This is a genomic window from Wenyingzhuangia aestuarii, from assembly GCF_011927765.1.
Taxonomy (GTDB): domain Bacteria; phylum Bacteroidota; class Bacteroidia; order Flavobacteriales; family Flavobacteriaceae; genus Wenyingzhuangia; species Wenyingzhuangia aestuarii.
Genome location: NZ_JAATJG010000005.1, coordinates 61,067 through 73,266, shown reverse-complemented (window position 1 = coordinate 73,266; position 12,200 = coordinate 61,067). Strand labels below are relative to the sequence as shown.

Genomic DNA, 12,200 nt, shown 5'->3' with positions numbered 1-12,200 from the left:
CTGGTTAAGGTGTTGATTGTTAAATTATATTGCTATTTATTACATGTGTAAAGATACGTTAAGAAAGGAATTAAATGAACTTGTCAATACTATCAAAGTCAAATCTGTTGACTTTGTTAATATACATGATTGTGAGGTGTTTTTAGAAATAATCAACCAATCAAATTCATTAATAACCCTACACGATGTTGAATTTTACAAGCCCGTTTGTTTAAATGATGCTTTTAAAACATTCTATGGTTTTGAAAACAATAGACTTAAAAATAAGGACTATCTCTATTATTTAAACTTAATGCATCCCTCTACAGTAACTACGTTGGCAGATTCCTTTTTCTTTTTTAAAGTAGGAGGCCATGGTTTTTTAGAATTAGATTATAAGCTTAGGTACCAAAAAAAGACTTGGAGAAATGTAGAAGGTGTTACTATGACGGTACATAGAACTAAAAAAGGAACTCCTAAATATGCTATTACTATTGCCAATTTTAATAATGATATTTCAAAATTGGCAATAGAAAAAACTCAAAAAATAACCAAAAGAGAAAAAGAAGTGATAAAGCTTCTTATAGGTGGGTATACACAAAAAGAAATAGCCTTGTTCTTAAATATATCCTATGGAACGGTCCATTCTCATATAAAAAACGTGTACAAAAAGCTAGAAGTAAAAAAAGTATCAGAGCTCATTTTATTTATTGATAAGCACCCTATATAATTAACTATAAACTAAATATAACAACTATGAAAAAAACAATGATTCTATTAATTTGTCTATGTACAAGTTATCTTTTTTCTCAACAAACAGGAGAAAAAGAAAAAAAGCACGCACTAGCCGTTCATTTGGGAACAGGTTTAGGCTTAGATTATTCCTATAAAATAAACGAATATTTTTCGGCTACAGCTCGTTACAGTATTCTAAAATACAAACAGGAAGATTTTGATTATGAAATTGATGGAAAGGACTTATTAGTGGATGGTGAGTTTGATATTAACCATATAGATGCACTTTTTAACATTGCTCCTTTTGGTAAAGCATTTAGGTTTGTTTTAGGAGCTGGTTACTTTGTTAAAAATGATGTAGACGTAACACTTTCTTTTAAAGACGAAGTTAAGATTGGAGAAGTTGTTTTTACTTCTGATGATGTAGGTAATATTTTTATTAATGCCCAATGGGAAGGATTGTTACCCTATGCAGGTATTGCATTTGGTAGAGCTGTGCCAACATCTGGTTTTGGTTTTGGAGTGGAGTTAGGAACTTATTACGATGCTGATGGACCTAGTATGTCTTTAGATGCTACAGGTATTATTGAACAAACCAAAAACCAAGAAGCATTACTACAAGATAGTTTTAAGGAAAACAAATTTTTACCCTATCTATCCTTAAGACTGGCTTATTCTTTTTAAAAAACAACCTAAACACATAACATTATGAAAACATTAAAATATATAATAATTACCATTTTACTTGCCGGACAAGTATCATGTATTGATAAGAAATTTCAAGATGAGTTTAAGATATCAATCACTCCAAATGCTGTAAACAGTGTCACCGATATTTCTGTAAAAAACTCTGCAACAAATGAACAAATAAACGATGTAGAGGTTTCTTTTATAGGAGCTAAATCTGATGAGGTTTATACTATTGGGGGAACAAAAGAGTTTAATGTAGATAATGGATTTATATCTGTAGGAATCCATAAAGGGGAAATTATAGATGAATCGGATCCTATAGAAATTGATTTGTTATTAAAAAAAGATGGGTATTTAGATAAAAGACAAACTATATTTTTTAATGGTACATCTAATCAGTTGATAGATATTAGTATGGTTAAAAAATCGGATGCTCCCACAGGAGTTAAGTTTGCAACATCTGCAGAAACATTAACAGGAGGTAAAACGAGTAGTGAAGTTGTTGTAAAAGTTGAAGCTGATGCAGCAAAACAACAAGAATTGGTGATTACTTTGCCAGAAAACACGTCTTTTTTAGATAGAAAAGGAAACACGTTATCGGGGAATGATTTAATTGTAGATATAGGTTCTTTTGACCCAAGTAATTCTGAAAGTACAGATAACTATCCTGGAGGATTTTTAGTTTCTGAAATAGATACACCTGATGGTGAAAGTCAAGACATTGCGTTTGTAACCGCTGGATTTACAACTTTAAACATGACTGTTGGGGGAGAAGAGGTAAAGTCTTTTGATAAACCTATAAGTGTATGTATGGATATTGATCCTAATACAATTAACCCAGAAACCAATCAACCAATTCAAGAAGGAGAAACTATTGATATATGGAGTTATGATGAAGAAGATGCTAAATGGGTACATGAAAAAACAGGTACGGTAGGACGTGAAAACGGAAAACTATGTGTGGTGTTTGAAACTACTCACTTAAGTTTTTGGAATTTGGATTATTTTTTAAAGTACGAACCAACATGTAGAGGATACCATAGAATTACTTTAAATGCTAATGAAACTGGATATTATAGATTTCAGTTAGTACCTACAGCTAACCCAAATCAAAGTGTTTTTAACAATAGGTTTTATGTTCGAAAAGGGCAAAGTACACTTTACTTAAACAATGCACCAAATTTAGATAATGTAATTCTTAGAATATACGATTCCAATAATAACACTATCTATAATGAGTTAACTAATTTATGTAAGACTTCATTGTTAAATTTACAAACAGCTATAGCCTATGAGTTTTTAGATGTTAATATTAATTTGGAATGTGAAGGTGTTTCTATTTTACCGTCAGTATCTATTATGTATAAGGAAACAGGTACTAACGATAGCTGGAAACCTTATGCTAAAATAGAAAATGGACAAAGCCCTGATCGTGTGGTAAAATTAGATAAATCTAAACGATATGATTTTGGAACTTATTACAATGGATGGAAACAAAAAACAAATGTAGAGTTACCTTCAAATAGTAATCAATTTTTGTTAGATCTAGACTTAGATAAAGTTTGTGAAGAAATAAAAAGTTAATTCTAATTGCACACAATTTCATCTAATAAACAATGTATGCTAAATACAGTTCCTAAGTTTTAGATAAGTTGTGTTATAAAGCAACAGTGAGTTTTTAAGTGTATTTGTTGTAAGTTGAGAAAAAACCCTGATGTATATTGCATCGGGGTTTTTGATTTCTAAAAAAGTAGCTTGTAAAAGCTTTGTTTTACACCCAAGAGTTATTCTTATACAGATAGGTGTGTTTTATTCGATATTGCTGTAAGAGCATTTAGTAAGGCTAATTATAGTTCTTATTAAAAGGAGAAGTATAAAAGCTAAACAATAGGAGAGATGTTAAAAATTGTTCTGTAGGTATTTTAGAAATAAATAGCCTTAAACATAGAGTTGTATGTTTAAGGCTATTTGATGATGATTGTTTTTTTAAAGAACTTCTTTATAGTTCAATAACTGTTATTTTAGAATTTTTATACTGAGGCATTGTCATTCCTATGTCGGCATTGATGTAGGTTGGGTCACAAACAAGATATCTTTTATCTTTATAAAGAATATAGTCTCCTTTAATATTTTGATTGACCAATACCGCTGTAGCCAAGTGTCCTGGAAATTCCAAACCAATCACCTCTAAGTTTAATAACTTTTTGGTTAAGTAGCTAAACAATATAGATCGATCTTCGCAATCGGAGTATTGATAATGAAATAACTCTTCTACAAAAAAGTATTTTTCATAGCCAAATTGTTCCCCATCAGTTTTATACTCAAAACTTAGCTGAACAAAATGTAAAAGGGTGTTTAAAGCCTTGTCTATGTTTTGATCTTTAATAATTAGCTTTAATTGTTTTAGTAAGGTTTCTTCGGTGGTTTTGTTTACAGAAGCTCCAAAATATAAACTAAAATCGGAGTGTAAAATATCTTGGTAAAACAGCATGTTGTTAGGGTTGTAACTAACATTTACAAGCTCCATTTTGGTCCCGTTTTTAAATTTAAGTTGTTTTTCTGTTGTTGCGGTTCCTAGAAGTATAGGTTGATAAATGTTTAAATCTAAAACCAAATGCGTGTCTGGATACTTGTTTTTGTAAGTGTATACTTTGTCTCCTTGTTGATAAGGAGTAATAATGTAGAAATTTTTATTGTTAATAGTAACAGATGGCTTGTTGTACACTGTATTTTTAAAAGGAGCTAAAAGCGCAATACTATTATTATTTATTCTAGCCACATTACATTGATAGCCTGCTTTTGACAATAAGTACCATATAAAAAGATTTTGTTCGTTTAAAGCTGTTTTTTTGTAGAGTTTTTCTGAAATTTTACGAAGTAGTACATAGTAGGCCCAATCGTTTAAATGATGCGTTTTTTTGATGTTTAATGTTTGGGTTAAAAAGCTATAATACTGTGTAGTACTTAGTAGTTCCCAATATTTGGCAATGCTTTTTTCATCATAACGATCTAGATAGACTATAAATTTTTGATCATAGGTAAACAGAAACTTTGTATTGTAAAAATCTACAGTTATTTCTGATACAGGATGTTTTTTTTCTTCCTTTATAGGTTTAGGGCTTGGGATGTTTCTTTTTGATATAGGAACTTTTTTTATTTCTGTTTTGATGATCCCAATTTTTTGAGCAGGAATGTTTAACGGTTTTGTTTTTGCTACCTTAGGAAGTATGGTTGGTTTGGGTTTTGCATAGCTAGCTTTATGACCTTTCGTTGTTTTTATAATTTTCCAATCTTGTTTTAAAAAACTAGCAAACTCTTTGTCTCTATCGTCTTTGTATTTTTTAAATTTTTGCTCTTCACTTTTTTGATAATTTAAAAAATCATCTTCCAAGTCTTTTTCCGTTTGGGCATAAGAATTTATACAGATAAACAACAAAGGACTTAGGAGATAGATGATCTTTTTCATAACAATTTGTTTTTAGTTTAATCTTTGATACAACGAACACAGAATCCGTAGGATTTATTTGCTGAACTTGAAGATCTTAATACCGTACCGTAAAAATAAACATATGAGGCGGTTGTTGTATTAGAGTTTTCAAGCCATAAATACATGTTATCAGTACCATTTAATGTTCCATTACCAGAACTTCTAATGCCCGTAAGAACTGCATTAAACCCATAATCATCAGTTCCAGAAATACTAGTAGATTTAAGAGCTGTGCCAACATTACTATGTCCATCGTTAAGAACAAAGGTGTTTAAAGTAGTCATATCAGTAGTAGATGGTAAACTCCAACCTTGTGGACAAGCTTCGTTTGCAGCTGCCCAAGAGTAATATGTAGTTCCATTGGTGCTGTAATATCCTTTGTCGGTATTATTGTCTCCTAGGGCTCCCCAATTAGCATCTGTGGTTATTTTGGGAATTGCTTGGCCATTACCGTCTACAGCAGTTCTTAAATTTTCTGCCATCCAGGTTTGGGTACCAATGGTAACTGTTTTATAAGTGTTTCCGCTATTGTCTGTAACCGTTCCTGTTGTACTCGTATCAGAGTTACAACTAGTACTATTTTTAACTTCATCTTGTTTTGGATTGTATCCGTTACCAGAAACCTTATAACTATTAAAAGTTTGTGCGTTAAACAATGTAGTAAATGAACAGAAGTCTTTAAGTAAAGGGTTGAAGGTAATTTCAAAATTATGATTAATAGAAGTTACGTTACTTAGTGCAGAAAGATCTGTTAAGGCATCATTTAGTGTGATTACAAGTCCACTAGTAGTTGTGATTGTTTTTATATTGTTTAACCCTTCTAAAGAGCTTAAGCTATCATTGTTGAAAATGTATAGATATCCAATAGTAGTGATATTTTTTAAACTTGAAATATTTTTTATAGATGCATTATTGCGTATATATAAATGAAGTCCAATATTTTGAATGTTTTGCAATCCTTCAAGATTTGTTAAAAATGTACTATTGATGTCAATATAACCGCCTATTTTGATAAGATTACTTAATGGACTAAGATCATTAATTGCTGAACCAGTAATAGTTAAGTTTCCAGTAATTTCAGTGATGTCCCTGTATTGGTCTACTTGGGTTTGAGTAGAAAGATTTAGGTTACCATTATATACCGTAGGTTTTTCACAAGTTGTACTATTCTGAATTTGAGATTGATTAGGATCGTATCCATTCCCATAAACAGTATAGTTACTAAAAGTTTGTGCGTTGAATAAACTAGTAAATGGACAGAAGTCTTTTAATAAAGTGTTGTTTACAACATAAAATTTAGAATTAATTTCAGTAATGTTTTCTAAAGCAGATATGTCTGAAAGTATACTATTATTCGATATATATAAACCATCAGTAGTAGTAATGGTTTGTAAATTGTTTAGCCCCTCTAAGCTAGTTAGTTTGTTATTGGTTTGTATATACAAACTACCTAGTGTTGTAATTTTTGTAAGACTAGAAATATTTTCTAAACTGGTGTTGTTATATACATTTAAGTAAGCACCATTAATCTCCAATAGGTTTTCTAATCCATTTAAGTTTGTTATAGACGTTGATTGAATTGCCACAGAACCTCCTACTGTTGTTAGCTTACTTAATGGACTAAGGTCATTAATTGCTGAACCAGAAATGTTTAAATTTCCCGTAATTTCTGTGATGTCACTGTATTGTTCTATTTGTGCTTGTGTAGTAAGTGATAAAGAACCATTATATACCGTAGGTTTTTCACAAGTTGTACTATTCTGAATTTGAGATTGATTAGGGTCGTATCCATTCCCAGAAACAGTATAAGTGCTAAAAGTTTGTGCGTTGAATAAGGTAGTAAATGGACAGAAGTCTTTTAATAAAGTGTTGTTTACAACATAAAATTTAGAATTAATTTCAGTAATATTTTCTAAAGCAGATATGTCTGAAAGTATACTATTATCCCTTATATATAAACCACTAGCAGAAGTAATGGTTTCTAAATTGTTTAGCCCCTCTAAGCTAGTTAGCTTGTCGTTATTATATACAATTAAATATGGCAATGTTTTAATTTTTGTAAGACTAGAAATGTCTTCTAAACTGGTGTTGTTATAGACTTGTAAGTAAGCACCATTAATCTCCGATAGGTTTTCTAATCCGCTCAATTTAGTGATTCCTGTTGATTGAATAGACACATAACCCCCTACCGTGGTAAGCTTGCTTAATGGACTAAGGTCATTAATTGCTGAACCAGCAATTGTTAAGTTTCCCGTAATTTCTGTGATGTCACTGTATTGTTCTACTTGTGCTTGTGTGGTAAGTGATAAAGCACCATTATGTACCGTAGGTTTTTCACAACTACTACTGTTTTTAATTTCATTTTGGTCTGGGTCGTATCCATTCCCAGAAACAGTATAAGTGCTAAAAGTTTGTGCGTTGAATAAGGTAGTAAATGGACAGAAGTCTTTTAATAAAGTGTTGTTTACAACATAAAATTTAGAATTAATTTCAGTAATATTTTCTAAAGCAGATATGTCTGAAAGTATACTATTATCCCTTATATATAAACCACTAGCAGAAGTAATGGTTTCTAAATTGTTTAACCCCTCTAAGTTAGTTAGTTTGTTGTTGGTTTGTATATACAAACTACCTAGTGTTTTAATTTTTGTAAGACTAGAAATATCTTCTAAATTGGTGTTATTGTATAGATTTAATTGAGCACCATTAATCTCCGATAGGTTTTCTAATCCATTTAAGTTTGTTATAGACGTTGATTGAATTGCCACAGAACCTCCTACTGTTGTTAGCTTACTTAATGGACTAAGGTCATTAATTGCTGAACCAGAAACGATTAAATTTCCCGTAATTTCAGTGATGTCACTGTATTGTTCTATTTGTGCTTGTGTGGTAATTGATAAAGCACCATTATATACCGTAGGTTTTTCACAAGTTGTACTGTTTTTAATTTCATCTTGGTCTGGATCGTATCCATTCCCAGAAACATTATAAGTGCTAAAGGTTTTTGTACTAAATGCGCAAAAATCTTTTAATAATGAGTTACCTGTTACCTTAAAATGAATATCGGTTGAAGTAATATTACTAAGTGCAGATATATCGTCTAATTTGATGTTATTTTCTATAATCAGTCCTGCAGTAGTAGATGTGATTTTTTCTAAACCTTCTAAGCCTTCTAAACTTGTTAAGTTAGCATTGCTTGTAATTTGTAAATAAGTTAAAGAGGTTAGCTTATTTAAGCTAGAAATATCATCTAAAGAAGCGTTGTTATAGATGAATAAATACTTTTCAATTTTAGTTAAGTTTTCTAATCCATTTGTCTTTGTTAAAGATGTGTTCGTTATTCCCACAAAACCACCTACTGTGGTTAGGCTACTTAATGGACTAAGATCATTAATTGCTGAACCAGAAATTGTTAAGTTTCCTGTTATTTCAGTATAATCAAAACTATTGACTTCTTCTTGAGTTGTTAAGGATAAATTATTTCTTAAAATAGATGTTTCTGTACAGTCTCCATCAATAAAATTTTGTTTTGTAGGGTCGTATTTATTATTGTCTATTGTAGACTCTCCCTCAATGGCATCATTTGTAACTAATTCAGAAATAGAACAATAATTGTTTAAAAGTGTATTATTGGTTATACTTAAATCTCCTTTAATTGCGGTAAGATTATCTAATCCTTTTAAATTTTCTAATTCACTATTTGAATGAATTTCTAAATTTCCTCCAATTGTTTTTAAAACCATTAGAGAGTTTAAGTTTTTAATATCTCCTGTAGTTGTTTCGCTAATGGTAAGTTTTCCTGTAATTCCTGTATAGTCAAAAGTATTAATTTCATTCTGAGTAGTTAGCGTAATATCTCCTAAAGCAATATTACTTGTTTCATCAGCACAATTGTCATTTGAAAAACCTTCTTCAGATAGGTTAAATGCATTTCCTGATACAATATAAGTTCCTGTTAAACCATTGGAATTAAATAAACTACTTAAAGCACATAAGTTTTTTAATTTAACATTATCCTGTATAAACATTCTATCTGTATCTTCAACTGTTACTTGTGTCTTTTGATTAACAGTGGAGTTAGAATCTAATGTGTCTAATGTTTTTATTTGAAAAGTAGCTGTTTTTGTAGACTGGGTTTCTGGGTTTTGAACTTTATTAGCAGAAATAGTTACAGAACCTACAGAAATTAAATTATCCAATCCTTCTAAGTCCTCTAAACTGTTGTTTCTAAAAATAGCTAATCTATAACCAACTTTTAAAATTTTTGATAGAGAGGCAATAGATTTTAAAGAAATATTATCAGAAATCACCAAATCAGTAGGTATTTCACTAAGGTTTTCTAAACCTGTTAAAGATGTTAATTTTAAATTATTAGAAATGTCTAAATAACCACCTATGGCATTTAAATTTTTTAGACCATTAATATTGGTAATAGAGTTGTTGTTTTTTATAAGTAGAGATTTACTTATGGATTTTAAAGTTTTTAAACCATCGAGGTTAGTTATAGAGTTAGGTGTTGTACCACTAATAATTAAATTACCATTAATTAGGGTGTAATTAAAATCATCAATTTGTTTTTGAGTTGATAAGGTTACGTCTCCTTCGGATCCATTTTCAATAGTTTCTGCTTTTATTTTAAAAGAGTGAAAAGGGGTTCCGTCTCCATTTAAATTTAAGGCACTGGCATAAAAATTAATATCACCTTCATATTTATTAACATCGTCAGAATAGAATGTAATTGACAGGTCTTGTTTTTTACCCGGTAGTAATTCTAGGTTTTTAAAACGTGAAAAATTTCCAGAGAATTTAGAATCTCCAGTAAACGTAACAGAATCCAATGTTAATATTCCTTTTCCTATGTTTAGTATGCTATAAATAGCTGTTGTGTCTTGTTTGGGTTGTAAAAGACCTATGTGAGCGTATTCACTTCCAGGATCTCCATACCAACCTAAATCATTTCCTATAAACAGTTCAGGTTTGTTAACTTCGGAATCATAAGGGTTGTCAAATTCAGCAGTACAAGCAAAAATTAGGACAGCTAAACAGATTCCCATGTATTTAAATAAACTTTTTGTCATCATAACAAGTTTTTTTAATGTTTCGTAAATTTTAAAAAGTAAAACTGAGAGCAAGTCCTGTGTAGTTTTTACCCAGTCCAATTCCTGTGTTGAGTTTCGCTTTTTCTTTTATGGCTTTGTTCTTTTTTATTTTGTACCTGGTAGCACAAAATAAATTATAGGTAGCTACTCCATACCCTATGTATGAATACAAGTTGTTGTCCTCTACCAAAGCTCTATATTTTGCAGCATCTTCTAGATTTGTAGCATCGTCATAATCTCCTTTGGCAGCAATACTAGAATAGGTAAAGTACCCTCCAGCAGCTAAAGACAAATACATTAATGTTTTTTGAAAACCTCTTTTACGTTTGTATTTTTTTATCTTTTTGTCTAGGATTAGATTTTTGGAATTTAAATTTTTTTGCTGTGTAATTTCAGCATCTGTTTCCTTCATTTTAGTCATCATACCGCTTAAAGAATCATCCGTATTTTGTTCTAGTTGAGTAGGAGGAATAAAAGATTCTGTTTCGGGTTGTGGAGTATCATTAGTTTCGTATTCTAATGTTTTTCTCATATTGTCAATTTCGTTTACCAAAGAATCCATTTGAACAATAATTTTAGAACTACTCGTTCCATCTTTGTTGTTGCTGAGGTTTTCAGTTTTCTGGATGACACTTTCGCTTATCATTTCTTCGGATTGAGAATTCATAAACGTGTTAATTTTTAAAAGTTCATCAGCATCTAATAAAAATTTGTTTTTCCCTATGGCATCTTCTAAATATTCCGCTTTATAAATTTCTGCATTATAATTAGAGGAAATCTTGAATTTGGCAATTACACTTAAGCTATAATTATCATCATCATCTACATATAAATAAACCCACAGTTTGTTTATTTTACCCGTAATTTTTTCTTTGCTATTGCTGTTTTTTGAATATTGATTATTGACCAATTTTTTTACCTGAAATAACTCTTCTGTAGATCCATAGTCGTTATTTAATTTTTGAATTAAATCCATAACAGTATTAGATGCCTGAAAAGCCAACTGATTTGCAACAGATATCTTTTGATCGTGTTTGTCTTTTAATTCATTTTCTTTTAAATAAATTTCACTTGCGTACGATTTATTTATTTGATCATCTATGTAAAGTTTTGCCTTTAAGATAGAGCTATCTGCATTTAATCTATCGTAAGTAATATTGGTGTTCTTTTTTAAAAAGTTTTCAAAAAACAGATTTGTTTCTTCAATTTCCTTGTTGATCGTTAAGATTTGATCATTTAATTCATTCAATTTTTCTTCTCCATCTTTGATAATATTTTCTTGATGGGTTTTAGAATTGTAGTTGTGTAGTTTTAATTGACTCGTGTTGTCTGCAATAAACTTTTTAATATAATCTATTACTTTAGAACTATTAATTCCTTTGTTTCTAAGTTGTCTGTCAATACTGTTAAGATCATCGCTACCATCAATTATAATATGATTTTCATTGTTTTCTGAAGCCGATGCATCTAAAAAATTATTGTTTCTGTTGGCAAGTGGTAAAACTTCTACTATTTGTGCATTCCAGTATTTGTTTTGTGCTTTAAGTATTCCATCAATACTCTTAACTTGTTTCATTTTACCCGCAACCTCTTCTTTAATGTACTCTAGTATTTCATTACTAGAACCTCCATTGTTGTGCATTTCGGTTACCGATTTAATAACACTTCCTCTTATTTTTTCAATAGCTACGGGTGTAATTTGTTTTATGGCATCACCAGACCACTTGGATTTTGGTTCAAAAGGATCAATGTCATTTCTGATGTAGATATAGATGGCTCTTTTTCCTATGGTGTTTAAGTTGGTTTTGGTATTTCTGTAAATTTCTTCGTATTTTTTTTGCGTATTTGTTCGTTCAATAATTAAATCAGAGATGGTTTTTTTTTCTTCAAGTTGATTTTGTTTTTCAAACAGATCTTGCTGTGTTTTTTTTAAGGAACTTATATGTGCCGAAACCAAAAGATTGTGTTTTTGAATTTCGAGTTTTACCTTATTTATTTCTTCTCTAGAGGTTATTTTTCTAGTGTCAATAATTTTTTTTTCAATAGTGGCTCTTTGGAATTCACTTTCATCAAATACAATTGGATTCTCTTTTAGAATGTACTGAGCAAAAGATACAGACATTGAAAAACAAATGAATAGGATGCTTATATACCATTTATACTTGTTCATTACTTGAATAATTAGTTAAGCATACCTCTGTTTTCTTATG

At 30.3% G+C, this 12,200-nt stretch carries 6 protein-coding genes; 3 read left to right on the top strand and 3 right to left on the bottom strand.

From position 1 onward, the window contains the following. Positions 1-43 precede the first annotated feature (43 nt). From GGR97_RS06240 to GGR97_RS06230, 3 genes are read left to right on the top strand one after another with little or no spacing between them, the layout of a single operon-like run. On the top strand, positions 44-709 hold the full coding sequence (locus GGR97_RS06240) for a helix-turn-helix transcriptional regulator (RefSeq protein ID WP_167897669.1): 666 nt from the start codon (positions 44-46) through the stop codon (positions 707-709). A gap of 26 nt (positions 710-735) precedes the next feature. Beyond that, a complete protein-coding gene (locus tag GGR97_RS06235; protein ID WP_167897668.1) occupies positions 736-1,398 on the top strand; it encodes a hypothetical protein in 663 nt (220 codons plus the stop codon). Positions 1,399-1,422: 24 nt separating this feature from the next. Further along, positions 1,423-2,988: a hypothetical protein gene (locus GGR97_RS06230; protein WP_167897667.1), complete on the top strand. Its 1,566-nt coding sequence runs from the start codon at positions 1,423-1,425 to the stop codon at positions 2,986-2,988. A 415-nt stretch (positions 2,989-3,403) separates the two neighbouring features. Here GGR97_RS06230 and GGR97_RS06225 read toward each other — a convergent pair whose 3' ends face one another. From GGR97_RS06225 to GGR97_RS06215, 3 genes are read right to left on the bottom strand one after another with little or no spacing between them, the layout of a single operon-like run. Continuing rightward, complete coding sequence (locus GGR97_RS06225) at positions 3,404-4,870, bottom strand: hypothetical protein (RefSeq protein ID WP_167897666.1); 1,467 nt, start codon at positions 4,868-4,870, stop codon at positions 3,404-3,406. A 17-nt stretch (positions 4,871-4,887) separates the two neighbouring features. After that, positions 4,888-9,972 carry an FISUMP domain-containing protein gene (locus GGR97_RS06220; protein ID WP_167897665.1) on the bottom strand — a complete coding sequence of 1,695 codons (5,085 nt, stop codon included), beginning with the start codon at positions 9,970-9,972 and terminating at the stop codon, positions 4,888-4,890. A gap of 28 nt (positions 9,973-10,000) precedes the next feature. Next, a complete protein-coding gene (locus tag GGR97_RS06215) occupies positions 10,001-12,160 on the bottom strand; it encodes a hypothetical protein (protein ID WP_167897664.1) in 2,160 nt (719 codons plus the stop codon). Between the last annotated feature and the right edge of the window lie 40 nt (positions 12,161-12,200).

Bases quoted from the DNA above. Each gene is read 5' to 3' on its own strand.
- GGR97_RS06240 (WP_167897669.1), top strand. From the start codon at position 44: ATGTGTAAAGATACGTTAAGAAAGGAATTAAATGAACTTGTCAATACT.
- GGR97_RS06235 (WP_167897668.1), top strand. From the start codon at position 736: ATGAAAAAAACAATGATTCTATTAATTTGTCTATGTACAAGTTATCTT.
- GGR97_RS06215 (WP_167897664.1), bottom strand. From the start codon at position 12,160: ATGAACAAGTATAAATGGTATATAAGCATCCTATTCATTTGTTTTTCA.
- GGR97_RS06230 (WP_167897667.1), top strand. From the start codon at position 1,423: ATGAAAACATTAAAATATATAATAATTACCATTTTACTTGCCGGACAA.
- GGR97_RS06220 (WP_167897665.1), bottom strand. From the start codon at position 9,972: ATGATGACAAAAAGTTTATTTAAATACATGGGAATCTGTTTAGCTGTC.
- GGR97_RS06225 (WP_167897666.1), bottom strand. From the start codon at position 4,870: ATGAAAAAGATCATCTATCTCCTAAGTCCTTTGTTGTTTATCTGTATA.